The 20156-nt window shown below is 45.0% G+C and carries 19 protein-coding genes and 2 pseudogenes; 3 read left to right on the top strand and 18 right to left on the bottom strand.

Annotated elements, in window-relative coordinates:
• The first annotated feature begins 203 nt into the window (after positions 1 to 203).
• Complete coding sequence (locus ADU23_RS32745; protein ID WP_197286062.1) at positions 204 to 371, top strand: hypothetical protein; 168 nt, start codon at positions 204 to 206, stop codon at positions 369 to 371.
• Between the two features lie 343 nt (positions 372 to 714).
• On the opposite strand, the pseudogene ADU23_RS12040 reads toward ADU23_RS32745, so the two are convergent.
• Positions 715 to 1540, bottom strand: a pseudogene (locus tag ADU23_RS12040) (IS110 family transposase); the annotation flags it as partial.
• A 506-nt stretch (positions 1541 to 2046) separates the two neighbouring features.
• Between ADU23_RS12040 and ADU23_RS12035 the strand changes: the two are divergent.
• A complete protein-coding gene (locus tag ADU23_RS12035) occupies positions 2047 to 2532 on the top strand; it encodes a GlcG/HbpS family heme-binding protein (RefSeq protein WP_331459237.1) in 486 nt (161 codons plus the stop codon).
• Positions 2533 to 2588: 56 nt separating this feature from the next.
• On the opposite strand, the gene ADU23_RS12030 is transcribed toward ADU23_RS12035, so the two are convergent.
• The 7 genes and pseudogenes from ADU23_RS12030 to ADU23_RS12005 all read right to left on the bottom strand — a co-directional run bounded on the left by ADU23_RS12030 (position 2589) and on the right by ADU23_RS12005 (position 7319).
• Positions 2589 to 3728, bottom strand: coding sequence for a zinc-dependent alcohol dehydrogenase (locus ADU23_RS12030; RefSeq protein WP_053373960.1), 1140 nt, complete (start codon positions 3726 to 3728; stop codon positions 2589 to 2591).
• 97 nt (positions 3729 to 3825) lie between these two features.
• Positions 3826 to 3954 (bottom strand): annotated as a pseudogene (locus ADU23_RS33535) (IS3 family transposase); the annotation flags it as partial.
• 221 nt (positions 3955 to 4175) lie between these two features.
• Positions 4176 to 4676 carry a hypothetical protein gene (locus ADU23_RS12025; RefSeq protein WP_053373959.1) on the bottom strand — a complete coding sequence of 167 codons (501 nt, stop codon included), beginning with the start codon at positions 4674 to 4676 and terminating at the stop codon, positions 4176 to 4178.
• Between the two features lie 391 nt (positions 4677 to 5067).
• On the bottom strand, positions 5068 to 5655 hold the full coding sequence (locus ADU23_RS12020) for a DUF1349 domain-containing protein (protein WP_053373958.1): 588 nt from the start codon (positions 5653 to 5655) through the stop codon (positions 5068 to 5070).
• Positions 5656 to 5867: 212 nt separating this feature from the next.
• On the bottom strand, positions 5868 to 6164 hold the full coding sequence (locus ADU23_RS12015) for a hypothetical protein (protein ID WP_053373957.1): 297 nt from the start codon (positions 6162 to 6164) through the stop codon (positions 5868 to 5870).
• Positions 6165 to 6333: 169 nt separating this feature from the next.
• Positions 6334 to 6870 (bottom strand): hypothetical protein, encoded by a 537-nt coding sequence (locus ADU23_RS12010; protein ID WP_053373956.1) that lies wholly within the window; start codon positions 6868 to 6870, stop codon positions 6334 to 6336.
• Positions 6871 to 7139: 269 nt separating this feature from the next.
• Positions 7140 to 7319 carry an NUDIX domain-containing protein gene (locus tag ADU23_RS12005; RefSeq protein ID WP_231637593.1) on the bottom strand — a complete coding sequence of 60 codons (180 nt, stop codon included), beginning with the start codon at positions 7317 to 7319 and terminating at the stop codon, positions 7140 to 7142.
• Positions 7320 to 7716: 397 nt separating this feature from the next.
• On the opposite strand from ADU23_RS12005, the gene ADU23_RS12000 reads away from it, so the two are divergent.
• Positions 7717 to 8922 (top strand): IS110 family transposase, encoded by a 1206-nt coding sequence (locus ADU23_RS12000; protein WP_053373954.1) that lies wholly within the window; start codon positions 7717 to 7719, stop codon positions 8920 to 8922.
• Positions 8923 to 9296: 374 nt separating this feature from the next.
• Here the strand turns inward: ADU23_RS12000 and ADU23_RS11995 are convergent, their stop codons facing one another.
• From ADU23_RS11995 to cdaA, 10 genes are all read right to left on the bottom strand, one after another.
• The gene (locus ADU23_RS11995) at positions 9297 to 9785 is read right to left on the bottom strand and encodes a hypothetical protein (protein ID WP_053373953.1); all 489 of its coding nucleotides are present in this window, start codon (positions 9783 to 9785) and stop codon (positions 9297 to 9299) included.
• Entirely contained in the window at positions 9778 to 11541 is a 1764-nt protein-coding gene (locus ADU23_RS11990) for a sensor histidine kinase (RefSeq protein WP_053373952.1), read from the bottom strand. The genes ADU23_RS11995 and ADU23_RS11990 overlap by 8 nt, the downstream gene beginning before the upstream one ends.
• On the bottom strand, positions 11538 to 12218 hold the full coding sequence (locus ADU23_RS11985) for a response regulator transcription factor (RefSeq protein WP_053377594.1): 681 nt from the start codon (positions 12216 to 12218) through the stop codon (positions 11538 to 11540). The genes ADU23_RS11990 and ADU23_RS11985 overlap by 4 nt, the downstream gene beginning before the upstream one ends.
• Positions 12219 to 12552: 334 nt before the next feature.
• Entirely contained in the window at positions 12553 to 12891 is a 339-nt protein-coding gene (locus tag ADU23_RS11980; RefSeq protein ID WP_053373951.1) for a hypothetical protein, read from the bottom strand.
• Positions 12891 to 13091, bottom strand: coding sequence for a hypothetical protein (locus tag ADU23_RS11975; RefSeq protein WP_053373950.1), 201 nt, complete (start codon positions 13089 to 13091; stop codon positions 12891 to 12893). The genes ADU23_RS11980 and ADU23_RS11975 overlap by 1 nt, the downstream gene beginning before the upstream one ends.
• 207 nt (positions 13092 to 13298) lie before the next feature.
• Positions 13299 to 13607: a hypothetical protein gene (locus ADU23_RS32735; RefSeq protein ID WP_157265739.1), complete on the bottom strand. Its 309-nt coding sequence runs from the start codon at positions 13605 to 13607 to the stop codon at positions 13299 to 13301.
• 464 nt (positions 13608 to 14071) lie between these two features.
• The gene (gene glmS, locus ADU23_RS11970) at positions 14072 to 15904 is read right to left on the bottom strand and encodes a glutamine--fructose-6-phosphate transaminase (isomerizing) (protein WP_053373949.1); all 1833 of its coding nucleotides are present in this window, start codon (positions 15902 to 15904) and stop codon (positions 14072 to 14074) included.
• Positions 15905 to 16471: 567 nt separating this feature from the next.
• Complete coding sequence (gene glmM, locus ADU23_RS11965; RefSeq protein WP_053373948.1) at positions 16472 to 17812, bottom strand: phosphoglucosamine mutase; 1341 nt, start codon at positions 17810 to 17812, stop codon at positions 16472 to 16474.
• A 62-nt stretch (positions 17813 to 17874) separates the two neighbouring features.
• Entirely contained in the window at positions 17875 to 19269 is a 1395-nt protein-coding gene (locus ADU23_RS11960; protein ID WP_053373947.1) for a CdaR family protein, read from the bottom strand.
• Positions 19262 to 20104 (bottom strand): diadenylate cyclase CdaA, encoded by an 843-nt coding sequence (cdaA, locus tag ADU23_RS11955; RefSeq protein ID WP_053373946.1) that lies wholly within the window; start codon positions 20102 to 20104, stop codon positions 19262 to 19264. The genes ADU23_RS11960 and cdaA overlap by 8 nt, the downstream gene beginning before the upstream one ends.
• Positions 20105 to 20156 lie beyond the last annotated feature (52 nt).

Raw genomic sequence — 20156 nt, 5'->3', positions numbered from 1 at the left:
GTTTTAGTGTTCTTGATCATGCATGCTGGTTGCCGTTGCCGTTACATGATGTGAAACTACAATTTAAAGCGCTTTCACCTCCTTGTGCCTATCATATTGGAAAATAAATCTAGTTTGGATGTGATATTTTACGCATAACCTGTATTTTTTTAAAACTTATTACCTTTTCAATATTCCTGGGCAACCTCCTACTTGGTCACCCCGTGGAGAACCGTGGCAACTCCAATATCGTGCTGGCCACTATGATCTATGAGTTTACGATGATGTTCCTGAATATCGACAGCGAGCGGCGCTACAAGCTTCTGTTCGGCGAAAGCCAGACGGCACTGCGCGTATGGAGGAGTTCATATGGGACAACGGAAGAAATTTAACAAGACCTTTAAAGAGCAGGTAGTCCTGCGTATTTTAGCTGAAGAAGCGTAAAGGGAGCTGCCGCGGCAGCTCCCTTCATCGTTTGTATAGAGTGCTTCTTTGAACTCACTCAGTACCATTCAATTTTCTCACAAATACTCGCTTATTCGCACGATTTCACCCTTTCCGAAAATGCGGAAAGATAGTAGAGAAAGATAGTTGCAGACCAGGACAACATGAAGGCGTGAGGAAATAGAGGGTGAGCTTACAAGCCCCATATCCTTCCATATACTGCACGCATTCTCCACGCCGCCCCTGGAGGTTATCACTCCCATCTCGGGGAGGGTCTTTGCCCTCTCAAGCCTCTACGACTTGCAGCTGTTGGCAAGCCAGGTCGTATTCAGCGAGAAGTTGCGTTAAGTGGAGCTTGTACGCATCAGTTGCCTGCTTAGAGCCAACAGAATGACGAGCAAGCGCAATAAGGGTCTGAGCTTTCTTGTTCCCGGGTTGACGTTGCATAATGGATTTCCAGCCACTCACCACGTCCTGAGGCGCTAGCTTTCTCAGTTCTTTAGGCGTTGGGAAAAGACGTAGTGTGGCCAATGCCCCCCCGCACAACAGGTTCTTAAATACTTGCCGCAGCTCAGGGAACACTACGTCAACCCAGCGATGGATTTGGTTTTTAGCGCTTACGAGTCTCGTCACGACAGAGTCGCGGTTTGAGAGATAAACACGCAGCTCTTCAAAGGCCTCAGGCATGCTACGAATAAAAGAGTAATAACCGTTTTTGACCATGTCTGCGATGACGAGAGCATCCTTTTTGTCGCTCTTCGATGGTGTATTGTCACGTTTTTCCTTATTCTTTTTCACGAGATGAGGATTAACAAGAACAACTTGAAATTGTTTCTCGGATAACCATCTAGAGATGCTTAGCCAGTAATGCCCCGTCGGTTCCATGCCGATAATTGCTAAGGTTATGGGCTTCTTGCAACGATTGAATCCAGCGAAGAAGGGCTTGAAATCCTTCTTTATCATTAGAGAAAGATAGCGGATTGCCAATTGCGATCCCGCGGAAGTTTACTGCACGAGCGACATGCGTTAGTTGTGCAATGTCGATTCCGAAGACGAGATGCTGAGGGGTTATTTTTTCAATGAGTTGATTATGTTTGTCTTGGGCTTTAAACTTCATAGTAGAGCGTCCTCCTGGATGATGTACCCTATTCAGTTTTTACCCATTTTACCGCATCTTCTACCGATCCCTCTGATCTTACATCCAGTGGAAGCTCAAGAACAGTAGTATATCAATTTTCTTTAAGTTTTTTACGGGTTCAGTTAATTTTGACCCTGGACGGGATGCTAATGCTACTTTTGCAAGAAGGGCTTCTGTCATGGCATAACCTAAGCCGTCGGAGGCACCGGTAATGACAACTTCTTTCATTTTAATATTTTAATCACGCAACTTTTAACATTTCCTGTATTGTCTCCACAAACCGTTCCTTTCCGTCAAAACACTTTAGGATAATACAATAGAGAGCAAGAAAAGAAGCGGAATTTTACCCGCTCCATTCATGGATGTACGAATGCCTATGATGACGGGATCGAATGCATACCTAAAGCGTATGATTCATATCATGTATCGAATCAGTCGAGAGGGAGAGGACGCAGATGTTGAAAATCACCCTAGAAGTCGCCAAAGTGTTGATTCACGCAGCGGAACTCCGGGCAAGGGAGCTCGGGATCGCGGAAGTGATCGCCATCGTAGACGATGGCGGGAATTTCGTTGCTTCTCATCGGATGGACCATGCCTGGCTGGCCAGTGTCGACATCGCCCATAATAAGGCATGGACGGCGGTCGCGCTAAAAGTGCCCACGGCGAGCCTTGCTCCGTTGGCGGTCCCCAGCGGGGAGCTGTACGGGATCAATACGACCAACCACGGACGCGTTGTCGTGTTCGGAGGGGGATTCCGTTGTCGTTCGAAGGGAGAATCGTCGGGGCGGTCGGCGCAAGCGGCAGTACGGTCGCAAACGACATTGAGGTTGCGGAAGCGGCGGTGCGAGCTTTCGAAACCTATCCGAAGGCGCGGATCGGGTCTTCCGGGAGATTGCTGTAAACCTGGCGGCTTTAGCCCTATAACGAAACTAGGTCCCGCCAATATTGGCGAAAAATCGGCTAATACATAGGGCTGTCCCTCAGTGTACAATACACCGTGGCACAGCCCCTCTTCTCATGCCATCATTTAAGGCTTCAGGACGAATTTAATGCATTCGTCCGCATGGTTGTAAAAGGTGTTGTACGCGTTATGTGCCTGATCGAGCGGCACTTTATGCGTGATGATCTCCGTCGGATCGAACTCGCCTGCCATAATTTTTTGATACAGCATCGGCATGTAATGAATCACGGGCGCCTGTCCCATGGTCAGCTTCACGTTTCGTTCCCAAATGTTTCCGAACATGAACTGGTTGTATTTAGAACCGTATACCCCAGTAATCTGAATCGTGCCGAATTTCCGCACCGCATTCATCGCGATGTTGATCGGGCTGAGCGTTCCGCCAACCAGCTTGGCCTTCTGCTCTTCCTCCTCCAATGGCGTCTTCTTGCCGTCCATTCCGACACAATCGATGACGACATCCGCACCCCCGCCCGTTATTTCTTTTATATACAGCCCCATGTCTTGGAAATCTTCAAAGTTGAAGATTTCGACGTTATTCATTTTTTTGGCATGGTTCAGCCGGTACGGGAGATTGTCGATCGCGATGACCCGTTTGGCCCCTTTCATCCAGGCGAATTTTTGCGCCATCAAGCCGACGGGGCCGCAGCCGAGCACCACCACCGTATCCCCCTGCTTCACGCCTCCGTTGTCCACGCTCCAATAGGCCGTCGGCAGCACGTCGGACAGGAACAGGAGCTTCTCATCCTCCAATTCACATGACTCCGGAATAACGAACGGCATGAAATTGCCGTACGGCACGTAAAGCAATTCGGCTTGTCCGCCCGAATAATTCCCGTAACGTTCGGTAAACCCAAAGTAAGCTCCTGTATCCACTTGGGGATTGGGGTTGGAGTTGTCGCATTGGCTCTCCATTTCATGCTGACAGTAATGACAGCTGCCGCACGAGATATTGAAAGGGAGCACGACCCGGTCCCCTTTTTTGACCTTTGTCACCTCAGGGCCCACTTCTTCGACGATGCCCATCGGTTCGTGTCCGACCACGTATCCGGTTTGGGCTTGAATAGCCCCTTGATATATATGGAGATCGGAACCGCATATGGCCGTCGAGGTGATCTTGACGATAATCCCGTCTTTTTTCTGAATCGTCGGATCCGCGACCTGCGTCACTTGCATGTTCTTCATGCCATTGAAAGTTACAGCTTTCATAATCACCCTCCTGTTATGGCATACCTTGAATTTGCATGCATTCTTCTATTATGGAACTGGAGAGTGGGGATCATACATTCGATGTACGGTATTTTCGATCGGATAATTCCAGTTCTAACTGTCTTAGACTCTGGAAATTCATCTGGTTCACGAACTCTGTTTTCATAATTTTGTAAGTGGCTTCGGCTACGGCATTATCATATGGACAACCTTTCATACTTAGAGATCATAGAGAAGCTTAAAGGTGAATTAGAGATTATGAATAATCTCCTTACCCGAGCCGAAACCGATCTTGCCGAGCTTCAAAATAATTAAACCAACTACAAGGGCTCTCCACACGGAGGGCTCTACCGGCTTACGATTTATCTTCTGGTGAAATCCTGCGAATAAGCGAGTATTCTTGAGAAAACTGCGTCGTACCGAGGGAGTTTAATGAAATAAGCTCATTTAGAAGCTTATTGGTGCATAATAAGCTAGTAATCGTGTTGTCTTTTCTCTATCAGTAAATTTTACTACAAGTTCTGTATCCATTCCTTCACCAAGTATTTCAATAATTTTACCAGTACCATACTTAGGATGTAGAATTTCTTTATTGATTCCAAGAGATTCAACAAATCGTTTTTTCTCATCAAGAATCTCTACTTCAGGTTCATTTAAATCTTGCTTTAAGTATTCAGGAGGTTGCGGATATTTATTTTCGTCATTGTTGTAGTATTCTCCATCATCTCCTTGAACCCGAGCATCTATTCTATTTGCAATTTCAATCATAAGTCCAATTACCCTTTCGTCAGCACGACTCAACATAAGCCTACCATCTTTATATTGAAAAGGTATTCCCTTGAATATGTCTAAGAGATCAGACACCTTCTCTAGGTCTTCAGCTGTTATAGGATTTTTTTCACTATATATCCAATGCTCTGCCTTAGTAATATGGACATCATAACTCATATAACCACTTCCTCAGAATTTAGAGTATTTGTAACATTCTAGTTGTAAATAAATAATCCCTTCAAGGTACACGATTTTTACAAGACTTATTAAACTAAACTGTCCGTTAGCTCAACAAAAGAAGTGCCTAAACATGAATAAGAAATTCAAAAACCCGACCTCATGAGGTCGGGTTTTCCATGGTGGGTATGGAGGCGATGGGGGTCGCCCCCCTTTATATACAGAATTTTTTCTCAGTACATTCTCACTACTAAGACATTAGTTTTAACTTCAAATGCTACAAGATCAGCGCATATGCTATTTTTCTTATTGACCCTTTCATTAACGAAGTTCACCTGAAGTTCATCATTTTCTAAGCAAGTTAACTTACGAATAGTTTTATCAACGAATTCTATTGATGTGCTTCCCATTTACATTCCGTTAATTCAAGTTCACTAAAAACAGCTTCAAAAGAAGAAATTTCAGGGCTACAAGCATATACTCCAAATTGTATTTCTCCTTCTCCTTCAAATAAATGGAATATACGCATTTGTTTATAAACTAACCCATCAAATGAATTTTCAATACAAAAATCACTTTCACGGCGGCTTAATCTATAGAAAATCGTCTTTATATCTGAACTGATGTCAGTGGTGGCCCAATCAGAATATCCGTGGTTAGTAACCACACTTCCTAACCTTTGATATTCCTCATTTTCAAATTCAATAGATGCTTTAAACCAATTATCACTGTTTTGATAAATGATTACGCCGCATTGGTCGAAACGTTTTTTACTGTCAAATTCCGTTCTGACAACAAATGAGAAGTATGGAGCGATTGTCTTCATCAATAAAGCCGGAGCAGAATCATTACGAAAACCATAATAGGTACGTTGCCAGAAATCCGTTTCCGGCTCTGTTTTAATAATAATCTTGTCTCCCTGAACGGAATAATCTTTTGGTTCATGAATCCAGAACAGTTTATCTAGTTCATATTTCATTTTGCAGTCCTCCAAAAATATATTAATAAAAATCCCTTAGCTTCACCATCCATTTAATTCTAAGAGCTTCTTACATAAGCTTTCAATAACATTACAATAACCCAAAGACGAATTTTATAAAACTTCCAGTTAGCTAAGCGAGGTTACCGATTAATCTCTCGGCAGCCTCGTCATGTAGTTTATTGAGCTCTCGTTTCCCGTTAGCTCAACGTTTAATTGTATTCCCCTTTAAATGGCTTTTTAAAATCCCGTATTTGTTTGTTATTTTGATCGTATTCAGCCCAATAGAACACATCTCTAAAATCTATTTTTGCAATGTTGAGATATTTTTGAAGCTGTTCAATACTTCCTTCAGATAAAAACAAAATTGATCTAATTAATCTCAATATAAACTCTTCTTCGGTGTGGAAAAAACTTTGATTAGTTAATAGGTCTTCAACACAATCGTATTGATCCTTATATTCCTGCTGTATTTTTTCAATAATATCCAAAGGAAGAATTAAACTCATATTTCAACTCCGAGCTTAATGGATTTTTGAAATTAATGGCACTACCGCAGTTTCTCATAGCGTCTTATTTGCGATGACCGTAAATTTCCCATAACTTTTGTCGGACCGAGAGCCGAATGGCTCGAAACGTGAATATGATGTTATATGATAGGAATGCCTTCGTGAAATACTAAAAAAGCACTTCTATTTGTTTATAATCTTTCGAAGGTGATTCCTTTGTTAAAATCTCTTTGTCATCACTATGACCATTATAAATATTCAATATCTTTAACTGATAAATCCAATCTCCTGTATCTTCGTGTACTAATCTACCGTTATAGATAATCCTTCCATATTCACTACTTTGAAGTATAAACGTGATTTCAGATAAGTATTGATATCTTGAATCATAACGAACAGGCTTGCCACAAGAATCAGAATACTTAAAATATACTTGTAGTTCGTCAATCTTGTTTTGTATTTCAGTACTAGCTATCTTCCATTCATTTAGGTGTGAGTCAAGATACTCGACTTTATTACTTTTAATTTTAAATCCATTTTTATTTTGAATAATTAGTATTTCCTGAAAAGGAATCGTAGTGCTTCCAATATAATTTATCAGCTTATCTGGAATTGGGAACGACTTGCTAAATCTATTTCTCAAAGTAGAGTATGGAGCTCCTCTGACCTTTTTGTCCCATAATATTGTGATAGATTGAATGATCACAAATATTCGCTCCTTAGTTTAAGTATTACATTCCTTTCATGTAACGTCTCATGTACGAACTACGCATATTCTCCATACTTGAAGTATTCGTGAAGTAGTTAAACTAACCTGCCCGTTAGCATAGTAATTCGAGCTCTCATAGCCGTTAATGATTTTCTTAATAATTCCCATCGTATCCACGGGAATTTCGATTGGTCTAAAGAACCCATATTCAATAACTTCTTGATTATCAATTTTAATTATGCCTTCAAAGTTACTGCTTATGTATGTTATAGCAATATAGTGAATCTCGTCCCCCGATGTTCTTCGTGAAGTTCCCTCTTAAGCGCTTCTTCAACCGATTCCCCGGGCTCTAATAATCCACCTGGAAGTCCCCATAAACCATCGCAATGCTTCACGAGTAATATTAGACCATTACAATTTCGCAATATTAAAGTTGGTCTTACCATTATCAATGGCAAGTCTGGCACACGATTAATAAGTTTCTGGATGTACATAATTGTTCTCCTATAAGTTATTTTCATCTGTCGTTTAACATACCCGCATGCATATTATTCTAGATAAAATAATTATTCCCTGTCTTTTGAAGCTATCCTGCCCATTCGTATTATGAGGTCACCAGATCTTTCTGGTAGACCTCATTTTTGTGAGGTCATAAGATAGCGGTAGCCGGGGATCGAACGTTTCTGCCCGTGGGAGTTGGATCCCGAGAGCTATACAGTTCATCCCCCCTACTTGTTAAACCATGATTAGGCTAGTTGGGACAATGATCCCGAATCACATGCGATAATGTGGACGACGAGAAGGTTAGGGGTTGCCGGCGAATATAATATCGGGAGTGATTGAATGAACCCTGTCATTGGATTAGATGTATCTAAAGGGGAAAGTCATGCACAAGCTTTTTCTGATCGAGGAATGCCTTACGGAAAGACCTTTCGATTTGAGCACAATCTTGAGGGATTAGCGTCCTTCCTCCGCTTTGCTCAAAACGTGGAGTCCTTTGCTGGGCAGCGTCCGGCCATTGTGTTAGAAGCAACGGGGCATTATCATAGTCCAGTTATACAGTTTCTAGATGAGCATCAATATCTGTATATCATTATCAATCCGTTAATTTCACACCAGGCGAAAAAGATGAATTTACGTAAGGTGAAAACGGATGTTGCTGACGCTTACCAGCTGGGGGAATTGTTCTACAAAGAAGAGCTGGAGCCTTACAAAAAACGGRGTCAGTATCTGATGAATCTGCGATACCTGACTCGGCAACATGAGTCACTGACAGAAATGTATGTCCAGACAAAGTTGCAGTTTCAAGCGGTACTGGATCAAGTCTTTCCAGAGTATCACGGCGTGTTTGGTGACCTTTATTCTAAGGTGTCGCTTCGTTTCCTGGCTCAGTATCCAACGTCTCAATCCGTGCTAGCGATGACCGAGGAAAACGTTACGGCGAACATACAACGCCTTGTTGGACATGTCGCCTCGAACCGGTGGTCGCTGGAACGGGCACAGAAACTAATGGCTGCAGCACAGCTAAATCCCTTTAGGGAGACCGCATTTCCGAGTCATTTAATCTCATTAGAGCTGTTCATTAATTTACTTCTTCAGTACCAGGAGCATCTAACGAAACTTGATAAATCGATAGAGGCCCTGGCTGAAGAATTACTGGAGTATGATTTAATCCAATCGATACCCGGCATTGGCACTAAAATTGCTGCAACAATTTTAGCTGAGATCGGAGAAATCGATCGGTTCGATCACGCAAAGAAGCTGGTTGCTTTTGCCGGTATTGATCCAAGTGTCTWTTCTTCTGGTAAATTTACAGCAACCCGAAATAAAATCACCAAACGCGGCTCCAGAAGACTCCGGACAGCCTTATATCAAGCTGTGCGATGTGGTTTGCGAAGCTCACGTAATAAGAAAATCAGAGCTTATTACGATAAAAAGCGAGCAGAAGGTAAACTAWTTAAAGTAGCCGTGATTGCATGTGCAAATAAACTAATCCAATGGATTTATGCAATTTTGACCAAGAAAGAACCTTACCGCTTGACTGAATAAGAAACGTTTAGATATTGAGGAAAACCTTCCCAAATTCTATGGGGCGGTTATTTGTCGTGCATTTTTACCAGTATAGCACCCTTCGTTTACTTCATTAATAATTAAATATTGACAGGCTATTAGCTGGTATAGCGTAATTAAGCAGCCGATCATTGTGGTCGGCTGCTTCCGTGTTTTTATTGAGCTATCGTTACCCGTTTGTTTAATAAAGTAAGCCTTCCTTGTCTGTTATAAATTTAGGCAACTTTGTGCTTATTATTTTCCGGTAAGAGTATGGTTCTTCAACCTCACAAAACTTCCGGTAAACGGCTATGAAGCGCATCTACATGAAAAAAGCAGCCGCAATCGGCTGCTTTTGACATGAACATTGATGTTTATTTCAAAGTGATTTCCTTTTTCCACGTTAATTCCTTGCCTTGCTCATTCTTGAACACGAATACAACCTGCCCTTTCTCGCCCTTCATCGCATCCGGATAGAAGAATCCAGTAAATTGTCCGTCGCCGCTAATATAGAAGCCGTCTCCACCGCTTGCTCCATGTTCAATGGCTACTTGAACCGAATTGATGATTTGGTTTTCCTTGGACACCCACTGCATTTCGGCAAGAGCAAATCCTTCCGAAAGCTGCTCCACGACAAAATCGAAGCTGTTGCCCTCAATTGGCTTTTCCGTCTGGTCAATGATAATTAATATTTTCTTGTCAGAGTCCGTATCCGCTGCTTGATCGCCTGTTGCTTCGTTCTCTGGCTTCGTTATAGGTGTAGCCGTAGCGTCTAATTCGTTGTTGGACTGATTGCCGCATGCGCTGGCCAGCAGCAGTACGATCAAAGCTGATATCAAATACATATATTTTGTTCTAGTCATAGGTTGTTCCTCCGTTTTCATCTAATGTAAAAGAAAATGCTACGCCTTGCTTCGTGTTCTCCACGCCATACTCGCTTCCATGAAGCTCCAAAATATGCTTGGTGATGGCGAGTCCTAGTCCCGTTCCACCGGATTTACGATCCCGTGAACGCTCCGCCCGGTAAAAGTGATCCCAGACCCGACTGATATCCTCTTCGGGAATCGGCGGTCCAATGTTTTCAATGACGGTTGTTATTTTTCCTGGTGCCGTTCGCTGGATGCCGATCGTAATGGCACTGTTCACATCGGCATGCCGAATGGCGTTGCTCATGAAATTCAGAATGACCTGCTCGAGGCGTCTGGGATCAGCCCGTACTAGCAGCTCTTCCTCTTCCTCTTTATCCGCGTTTATCCGCAATTGAAGCTGTTTCATCTCCAATTGCTGAGAGAATGCATCACTCACCCTTTGAATCAGGCTTGCCAGAGCTAAGCTTCTCGGCTGCAGCTGAATGGCCTTCGCTTCGAATTTGGACAGCTCCAGCATATCCATAATTAATGCATTCATCCGATCCGTTTCATTGACGATGAGGGCCAGATAACGTTCGCTTTTGTCGCTCGCCACGCCGTCCTGCAGCCCTTCCGCAAAGCCTTTCACAATCCCGAGCGGCGTCTTCAATTCATGAGAAATGTTCGCGATCAGCTCTTTGCGAAGCTGCTCGGACCGCCGTTTCTCCTCCACATCCTCCTGAAGCATCGCATTCGCATGGGTAAGCTCCTTCATGGAGGCGTCCAAATTCCGCGACAACGCAACCATGCTTCTCGACAGCTCCCCGAATTCATCCTTCGAATCGATTGCTGACTGCTCCGTAAAGTCCAGCTTGGCAAGACTCGCTGCAGAGCGGCTAAGCAGCACTAAGGGACGGGAGACAATTCTGGAATAAATCAAAGACAAAACAATCGCAAGCAGAACCATAAGCGGCGCCAAATAAACGACATATTGCTTAAGAATCCCGACAGCTTCCCCTACAGGCTGCATAGAGGTCATAACGAATAAATAGCTATTCTCTTCGTTGCCCTCTGAGAGCAGACGTATGAGAACCGTATAGGGGATACCACTCCATTTATCCTGCCAATCCAGCTGCAAGACCGAACCGCTCCGCAGCCTTGACTGCCATTGTTCCATTTGCGAATTCCAATCTAGAAGCACATCATCGACAAGAGCATCCTGATAAAGCGGATTATATGACCGCCGCTCCGGCAGCATGAGATCCGTTACTTTTCCTCGCACGCGTACTAAGCCCTCTTTGAGAACGGTATCGGTCTGCTGGATAACAACAGGATGCATAATCGTATCATCCTCATTCATGAAGATCCCATCAACCACCAGCGTCTCGCCTATTTGAATCTTTTGGGGGATTTGATCCACAGTCATGCCTTCTTTAGAAATCTGAATCGTTATCGTCTTGCTGCCAGCTTCCAGTTCCAAATAATAAGGATGTGTGCTTGTTCGCTCAAATCGGCTATTCAGGATGTCGGTACTCGTATCATGCTCATTCATGAATACACCTAGCAGTCGTGACACCTGTCGTTCACTCGATTGCGCCTCTTTGTATTGGCGAGCGAATTTATTCATGCTCTTCTCTAAAACATTAATTTTAGACATACGGTAAAACCGCTCGAAAAACAATCCTTGTGCAAGCAGCAATATGGTGAACACAAGCAGGATCAACACGGAAGTGACAACGAATAGTTTAAGGGCTACACCTCTTCTTTTCATCGACCCATCTCGAACTTATATCCAGAACGAATAACTGTCGCTATCGATCGTCCTTCGTCTCCGAGCTTTGCTCTTAGCTTTTTAATGTGGGTGTCCACCGTTCGCAAATCCCCCAAATAATCGTACCCCCAGACAGAGTCCAAAATATACTCTCGCGACAGCACCTTGCCGTAATGTTTGATGAGAAAGAGGAGCAAATCGTACTCCTTAGGTGACAAATTGATCTTAGTACCCGCTACAAAGACGGTATATGCCGACCTGTTCACCATTAAATCACCATAGACAAGCGTATCTCCCTCGCGTCCCATCGTCCCTTCCGTTCTCTTCATCAAAGTAGTAGCGCGGGCTACCAATACCCTTGGGCTCAGGGGCTTCGTTACGTACTCATCGGCGCCAAGCTCGAACCCCATCAACTGGTCGTCATCCTCTGCTCTGGCAGTCATAATCATAATCGGGACATCCGATTTTTCCCGGATACGTTTGCATACCGACCATCCATCCATTTCCGGCATCATAATGTCGAGGACGACCAAATCAACGGAATTCTGTTCAAAAATGTCAAGCGCGACCCTCCCGTTTTCCGCTTCAAACACGTCCCATTGTTCCTTCTTGAAATAGTCCATTATCACCTCTCGCATAAGCGTATCGTCTTCAACCAGCAATATCGTTCGTTTCATTCCACCGCACTCCGCTTTCGCCTGCATTTCTAAGTTTTATTACTCCCACAACCTACTTTAAAGGACACCTGTGTACGTTGTGTGTATTTCAAATGAATGAATCAACTTTATGTACTTCTCCGACTCATTTATTGGCCAGCAGCTTCCCGTTAGCAGCAAATGCTCTATTCGATAAACTATCCTCGTTAAATTCATTGCGTCGATTATAGCATAGTGATCTACAAACACTTCCCGCATGGTAGCTATCCTTAAATTTAGTCCAGCACATCAAATTAATAACTGCGACGAGAATAAATTGGCATGTTTAACGCCATTTAGTTCCTTCTCTCCAATCTTATGGATTATTACCTGCCCCAACCACAACCGAGATAATACCACTATCATCGTGCTTCAAGATAACGATGAAGATACCAGGCTTTGATTCGGGATCGAGAGTTACAGCGAAATCATAATATCCTTTCAGCCGATCTGCAAGGAGTTTACTCTCATACTGAAAGACCTTACGGACTTCGTTATCTGTATATTCCTTGACCTTGACAGCATCACTTGGAATGACCGAGGAAGAGTCATGTAATGCTTCCTCTGCAGTTCGCCATCGCGAATCCGTAGCTTCAAACGACAGGGTTATGTTGTTCGCTGTGTTTTTCTTCGTCACATCATCTTCGGCATACATTACGAGAATTGTATGTTTACATTTTCTGTATCCGTATTGGTTTCTTTCGCTGCAGCAGTCTCAGCAACTTCACTCTTTGCGGCCTCTTCAGAATTTCCAATCCCTATATTCTCGTTGGCTGGCCCACCACAGCCAGCTAAGGCTATTGATAAAGTAATAAGCCCAGCTATGACAAACAATTTCTTCTTGTGAATACGCATATCCAACTCCCAGCTTTATTTATACAACTCTACAATTGTAACATGACACTGTTTAATATTTCCTATTTCCATATTAATTTACATCTCGTTCATATATAACTGTCAGCTAGCCGAATAGGCTGCCGATGATCTGGCAGCCTGTTGTCATGGTACTATCGTGTCCCTAGTTGAACGAAAAAAGCAAGCCTATTTCAGTAAATAATTTGGCTATTCTTGAATTGCAGTTACTTCACCATCATCAAAATAAACATAACGACCATTAGCATAAACCCACTGTTCACTGACACCGTATTTAGTAGTTGTTTTGTTTGTATCTTCAGGTGCACCCCAACTTGAAGATCTAACTTCATCAGAACTCATTCCTATCTGAGGGGAAACCTTTTTGGGTTGATTTCGGATTCGATCTAGATTAGATAATGTAGCTGAATATTCTTCAAGATCTCTTTTATACTTTTTTTTATAAGTTAATATCTCATTTGACATTATTCCGTTATAATCATCCGGAATATTAATCAATTCTAGATAGCCGGAATAAACACCTTGTCGGATTTTAACTATTGTCCTTATAGCATCTAAGGTGACATCAACATTTACTGTCTGATCATATTTTTCAGTGATATCAAATGTATCCTCATATTTTTTCTTTTTAATTAAATCAAGTAGTATTGACTCTACCTCCCCCTTTTTCTTTTTTATCTCTTCATGAAATATTCCTTCATAATCTATTGGAATTTGGTATAAAAAATCGTAGATTAAAATAGGAATAAAACTAGAACAGGCAAGGGATTACGAGAATATTGATTGGGAAAAAGATCGAGGAAGAGATTGAAATAGAAAGAAAAAGCCGAGTGCTTTCAGGTGGAAATGCCTGAAATCAGTTCGGCTTGTAATTAGACTTTATAAGCTTTGTGCATGGTTTTAATGGTGGGCTTTAGAGTTTGGTGGATGTTAACACAACCGAACACTGTACCCCTAACTCCCTACTCCACCGTAACGCTCTTAGCCAAATTCCGCGGCTTATCCACGTCATGCTCCAAAGCAAGCGAAGCATAGTAGGAAATCAGTTGCAGCGGGATAACCGACAACGCCGGTGACAAGATCGGCAGCGTCTTCGGAATTGCGAATAGCTCGTCGACGGATTTCATGACTTCGTCTTCTGTGCCTACGTTCGCGATACCAAGGACATGTGCGCCGCGCGCTTTAACTTCCTTGATGTTGCTTAGCGTTTTCTCGTACAGCTCTTCCTGCGTTACTAATGCGATAACAGGAATGCCGTCCTCGATAAGCGCCAATGTTCCGTGCTTCAGCTCACCAGCAGCATAAGCTTCGGAGTGAATATACGAAATTTCTTTCAGCTTCAGCGAGCCTTCTTGCGCGACTGCGTAGTCTACGCCGCGGCCGATGAAGAACAAATGCTTGTGTACCGAAATCGATTCCGCAACCTGCTTAAGCACAGCCGCTTGCTCTAGAATACGTTCTACCTGTGCAGGCAGCTCATGCATTGCAGCAATGACCTCCGCGATATAAGAAGCGTCTTTCGTCTCAAGCGTGCTAGCCAGATGCAAGCCAAATAGATAAAATGCGATCAGCTGCGATGTGTATGCTTTTGTCGAAGCAACCGCAATTTCAAGACCAGCCCATGTAATAAGCACATGGTCCGCTTCACGGGCAACCGAGCTGCCGACTACGTTCGTGATCGCAAGCACGCGAGCGCCGTTGCGCTGTGCCTCGCGTAGAGCCGCAAGCGTATCTGCCGTTTCGCCAGATTGGCTTACAACGATTACTAGCGTATCCGGCGTTACGATTGGCGAGCGGTAACGGTATTCGGATGCAACATCCGTCTCTACCGGGATGCGCGCAAGCGACTCAATGACCGATTTGCCGACAAGACCTGCATGGTAAGCTGTGCCGCATGCTACGATCTGTACCTTGCGAATCGATTTAATATATTCAGCTGTCATGCCCAGCTCTTTTAATTCAACAGATTTGCCGTCTTCGGAAATACGGCTCATCATTGTGTCGCGATACGCTTTTGGCTGCTCATGGATTTCCTTCAACATGAAGTGATCAAATCCGGCTTTCTCCGCCGTTACAAGATCCCAATCGACATGAAATATTTCCTTGGAAATAGTTTCGCCTTCAGTCGTCATCACTTCGACAGCATCACGTGTCAAGATCGCCATTTCGCCGTCGTTCAAAATATATACGTTACGCGTATGCTCCAAAATAGCCGGAATATCCGAGCCAATGAAATTTTCGCCTTCGCCTACACCGATTACTAGCGGGCTTGCAAAGCGTACAGCAACAAGACGATCAGGTTCAAACTCTGTCAATACGCCAAGCGCGAACGCGCCACGCATACGTTTAACCGCGCGTTGAACGGCTTCCACGATATTACCGTTATATTCGTCAGCGACAAGATGGGAAATAACTTCAGTATCCGTCTCCGACACGAAAATATGCCCTTTAAGCATCAATTCTTCTTTCAAGTTCAAGTAGTTCTCGATGATTCCGTTATGGACAACGGAAAATTTCGCCGTGTTGTCGGTATGCGGATGGGAGTTCACATCCGACGGTTTCCCGTGAGTTGCCCAGCGAGTATGGCCAATTCCGACAGAGCCTTCAAGCGGCTCCTCGCGCAGCAAGCCTTCAAGGTTAGCCAAACGACCTTTGGACTTCGTAATTTCGAGCCCGTTTTTCGTGAAGACAGCGATACCGGCGGAATCATAACCCCGATACTCCAGCTTCTTCAATCCTTCGAGCAAAATGTCCTGAGAGTCGCGTTTACCAATATATCCTACAATTCCACACATAATTTAATAGGCCTCCGATAAGGTTATTTTCCCGTCCTTGTCGGATGCCTGCCAATGCGTGGCACAGGCAATATGAAGTTGTCACAGATCAGTTCCGAGTTATAGCGGAAAAATGTAACCCCTCTGCCCGTGCCCACCCCACCGGTGGCATCTTGGACATACGGGAGTAATCGATAATTGCATGAAAAAATAAGCAGCCTGCTGCACGATTGTATGACCGGTCGCCCGGCCGTTTTACGTAACAGCTTTCGGTTGGCTTGCAAATACCGGAAGGTCCCCGCCGAATGTTTCGAACACCTTCACCTCGTCAGCTTCCCGTATGAACACCCGCTTCAAGCTTTTCTTCCCAGCTCTACAACAGATCGTTCATCACGCAAGCTCTGGCGCTTAACTTGCTTAAATAACCTCTATCCTCGCTTTCCTTCTTGAATCATACTACCTATCATATTCATTTTATTGCTGCTGTGCAACCTTTCCTTGAAAATATCCACGCTTATTTTCCAAAAAAGGGCAGCAAAGGCCTGTCAGCAACAAGATCCGACAAGCCTTCGACACCATATTATAAAATTAACCTAGCTCACTTTTAACGACATCAGCAATCTGCGCAACATAAGCCTCGACTTGGTCCTTCTCAGGCCCCTCCGCCATTACGCGGATCAAAGACTCCGTCCCCGATGGGCGGACAAGCACGCGGCCGTTGTCGCCAAGCTCCAGCTCCACGCGTTTAACGGCTTCCTCAATGGCTGTATTGCCTTGATACAAGCTCTTATCGGCTACACGAACGTTAACAAGCTTTTGCGGGTATTTGCGCATAAGCCCTTTAAGCTCGCTTAACTTTTTGCCGGAAGCTGCTAGTGTATCGACAAGCTGAAGCGCAGTAAGAATGCCGTCGCCAGTCGTAATATGGTCAAGGAAAATGACGTGGCCGGATTGCTCTCCGCCAAGGTTGAAGCCGCCGCGGCGCATTTCTTCCATCACGTAACGGTCGCCTACAGCCGTTTGAGCCGTTTTTAGGCCAATGCGCTCCGCGCCTTTAAAGAAGCCGATGTTAGCCATAACTGTCGTTACGATCGTGTCTTCCTTAAGCTTGCCGGCCCGCTTCATCGCATCGCCAATAATGCACAAAATAAAGTCGCCGTCTACCTCTTCGCCTTTCTCGTCAATCGCAATCAGACGATCGGCATCCCCGTCGAAAGAAAGACCAAGATCCGCGCCATGCTGCAGCACCTGCTCGCGCAAGTATTCAGGATGCGTCGATCCCACGCCTGCATTGATATTAAGCCCATCCGGCTCTGCGCCTACCGTAATAATGTTCGCGCCAAGCTCGCGGAATACGGATGGAGCCAGCTCGTAAGCGGAGCCGTTCGCGCAATCAAGCACGATTTTCAAAGAGCTGAATTCGCCCTTGATCGTTGTCTTCAAATAGTCCAAATAACGCTGCTTAGCACCTTTATCGCTTGATACCGCTCCGATATCCCCGCCTTCAGGGCGTGGCAATTCATCTGTAAGAGCATCAATCAATTGTTCGATTTCGAGCTCGGTATCATCCGATAATTTAAAGCCGTCGCCAGCAAAAAATTTAATGCCGTTATCTTCTACTGGATTATGCGATGCCGATATCATAACGCCTGCGTCCGCATTAAGCTCACGCGTAATATAAGCGACTGCCGGTGTAGAAACAACGCCAAGGCGCACTACACTCGCACCAATAGACAATAGGCCCGCGATTAGCGCAGATTCCAGCATCGGACCGGAAATCCGTGTATCCAAACCGATAACAACCTTAGGCTTCTTCGCCTTGTGTGTCAACACATAACCGCCGCAGCGGCCGATCTTGTAAGCCAGCTCTGGTGTAAGCTCGCGATTGGCTACGCCCCGCACACCATCAGTACCAAAATATTTCCCCATAGTTAAAATGCTCCTTTGTTATATGTTGCGTTCGTTATCATCTGCTATATCTGCTAGTTAGTTTAAGGATTCGTATTCGTGCCGCTGCCACCGTTGCCGCCGCTGTTACCGTTCTCCTCGGCGGTATCTGGCGGCGGTGTAGCGGTAGGAGGCTCATCCGTCGGAGTTCCCCCGACTTCCTCTGAGTTGTCTCCCCCGGTTCCTGCAGTTGCATCATTGATAATTTCGATGGAAACGGTCAGCTTCTGCCCTTCTGTAAGAACTGTAGATACGTAAGCAGGCACATCAACCTGCAGCGTTACGACATGCAAGCCTGGCGCGAGCCCTTCCGTATTCGCAATAACCGTAATCGCCTCTGCCTTAAGCCCAGACAGCACCGATTCCGCTCCGCTGACGGTCACATTAAATTTGCCATCCGCAGGCGTACGTATGACGGCAGAGGTACCGGCTGCCAGCCCCTCGATCGTCACAGGCAATCCCGTAAAGGTCCGTGTAATATTAGGCGCTACGACCACGTCAAGCGTCACTTCACCCGGATCAACGGATTTAATGCCGTCAATTGGCTCGGCCTTCACCTGAATGCTGCCCGACTCCTTCACCTTCGAGAGATCGAGCACCACGCCATCATAAACCTTAAGCTCATCTAACGCCTTCTGTTCGCCGTATACGGTGACTTTATCGATAGCCGGCTTAACGGATACTAAGCTGAGCCCGTCAGGTAAAGTGCCGGTATAGCGGACCTGCAATGGCAGCGACTTAAATGGCGGCGTAATCTTAACCTCTACATGAACGGTTTCCGGAGAAATGATTGCATTCGTCATTTCAATGCCGTCTGTATCATATACGAGAACTTTAGCTTTTTTGTTCACAACTGTTTTATCAGCGCCGTCGATATTAACCTCCGTCGTGACCAGCCCGACGCGGCTCATATCATCTTTTGGCAGCGTAACCTGTACGGCTGGCGTTGGCGCTACGATCGTTGAGGCGCCTACTACATATCCAGGTGCAGGATTTCCTTCGGTAACAACCTGAAGTTCGAATGGCTTCGTCAAAATCTCCTCGATTTGCACCATTACGGTACGCGGCGACATGTCGATGAGCTGAATTCCTTTAGGTAAGCTTACGGTCAAGGGCAGCTCCTGCATGCCTGCTTTCGTCCCTTTCAAGTCCACCTTCACGACATAATCATCCAGTGAGGAATTTTTGAGCAGATCGGAGAGCCGGCCCTGTACGTTAAGCCTTACAACCGTTGGTTCCATGGCGGTAAGCACGTACTTGTCAGCATCTAGGCCCTCTGGCGTAATAACGGATGCCTCTATCGTCTTTGTATCAAAATTGGTTGTCGTTACGGTCTGAGGCGACGTGCCGGGATCAATATGTACAATCCCCCAGAGCAGCAGACCTATTAATACGGAAATGATTTTGAGCGCGGTGGGATGACTAAGCCATTTATCCATCACGGCCTCCTTTCCGCTTCCACAGGGATGACACGGTAACGCGTTCCTTCGTGCGTGCGTTCGTTTTTGGTGTCAGCTCATCGAATAGCTTGGAAATTAGCGACTCCTCGTTAATATCCCGAACGATCATGCCTCCGAGCGATAAGGATACTTGCCCCGTTTCTTCCGATACGGTTACCGAAATCGCATCCGTTACCTCGCTTACCCCGATAGCAGCGCGGTGACGGGTACCAAGCTCCTTGCTTATAAAAGGGTTCTCCGACAGCGGCAAGTAACAGCCAGCTGCCATAATTTGATTGGAGCGAATAATGACCGCACCATCATGAAGCGGCGTGTTCGGCGTGAAAATATTAATGAGCAGCTCCGACGTAATTTTCGATTCCATCCGGATGCCCGATTCAATCAATTCACTGAGTCCCGTACTGCGCTCGAAAACGATCAGCGCTCCGATCTTGCGCTCTGCCATAAAACGGACAGCCTTAATGACACCGTCAATTTGTTCATTAACGACATCCTTGTCAAGCGAATAGGCTCGCGCAAAAAACTTTCCGCGTCCAAGCTGCTCAAGCACACGTCTAAGCTCAGGCTGAAAAATAATGAGCACGCTCACGATACCGAATGTGAACATCTGGTTCATAAGCCATTTTAACGTGTACAAATTGAACCAGGTGCTCAGCCCCCATACCGCTACGAGTATAAATATCCCTTTCAACAGCTGAACCGCACGGGTTCCGCGTACAAGCAAAATCATTTTATAAATAATAAAGCTGACTATGCCAACATCGATGATGTCCTTTAACCAGTCATGCCAAGTCGAATCTGCGAAATAACTCATATGCCAACCCCCAACAGCCGATCCCCTTATTCTTGTCTTTATTGGTTTTCAA

It is taken from the genome of Paenibacillus sp. FJAT-27812 (assembly GCF_001273905.1).
GTDB lineage: Bacteria > Bacillota > Bacilli > Paenibacillales > Paenibacillaceae > Pristimantibacillus.
The sequence above is the reverse complement of the archived record's forward strand: the minus strand, read 5'-3'. Positions and strand labels throughout refer to the sequence as shown.

Excerpts from the sequence above, each read along its gene's own strand:
- ADU23_RS12030 (WP_053373960.1), bottom strand. The coding sequence starts at position 3,728 with ATGAAAGCTGTAACTTTCAATGGCATGAAGAACATGCAAGTGACGCAG.
- ADU23_RS12025 (WP_053373959.1), bottom strand. The coding sequence starts at position 4,676 with ATGAGTTATGATGTCCATATTACTAAGGCAGAGCATTGGATATATAGT.
- ADU23_RS12020 (WP_053373958.1), bottom strand. The coding sequence starts at position 5,655 with ATGAAATATGAACTAGATAAACTGTTCTGGATTCATGAACCAAAAGAT.
- ADU23_RS12015 (WP_053373957.1), bottom strand. The coding sequence starts at position 6,164 with ATGAGTTTAATTCTTCCTTTGGATATTATTGAAAAAATACAGCAGGAA.
- ADU23_RS12005 (WP_231637593.1), bottom strand. The coding sequence starts at position 7,319 with ATGGTAAGACCAACTTTAATATTGCGAAATTGTAATGGTCTAATATTA.
- ADU23_RS11995 (WP_053373953.1), bottom strand. The coding sequence starts at position 9,785 with ATGACTAGAACAAAATATATGTATTTGATATCAGCTTTGATCGTACTG.
- ADU23_RS11990 (WP_053373952.1), bottom strand. The coding sequence starts at position 11,541 with ATGAAAAGAAGAGGTGTAGCCCTTAAACTATTCGTTGTCACTTCCGTG.
- ADU23_RS11985 (WP_053377594.1), bottom strand. The coding sequence starts at position 12,218 with ATGAAACGAACGATATTGCTGGTTGAAGACGATACGCTTATGCGAGAG.
- ADU23_RS11980 (WP_053373951.1), bottom strand. The coding sequence starts at position 12,891 with ATGTATGCCGAAGATGATGTGACGAAGAAAAACACAGCGAACAACATA.
- ADU23_RS11975 (WP_053373950.1), bottom strand. The coding sequence starts at position 13,091 with ATGCGTATTCACAAGAAGAAATTGTTTGTCATAGCTGGGCTTATTACT.
- glmS (WP_053373949.1), bottom strand. The coding sequence starts at position 15,904 with ATGTGTGGAATTGTAGGATATATTGGTAAACGCGACTCTCAGGACATT.
- glmM (WP_053373948.1), bottom strand. The coding sequence starts at position 17,812 with ATGGGGAAATATTTTGGTACTGATGGTGTGCGGGGCGTAGCCAATCGC.
- ADU23_RS11960 (WP_053373947.1), bottom strand. The coding sequence starts at position 19,269 with ATGGATAAATGGCTTAGTCATCCCACCGCGCTCAAAATCATTTCCGTA.
- cdaA (WP_053373946.1), bottom strand. The coding sequence starts at position 20,104 with ATGAGTTATTTCGCAGATTCGACTTGGCATGACTGGTTAAAGGACATC.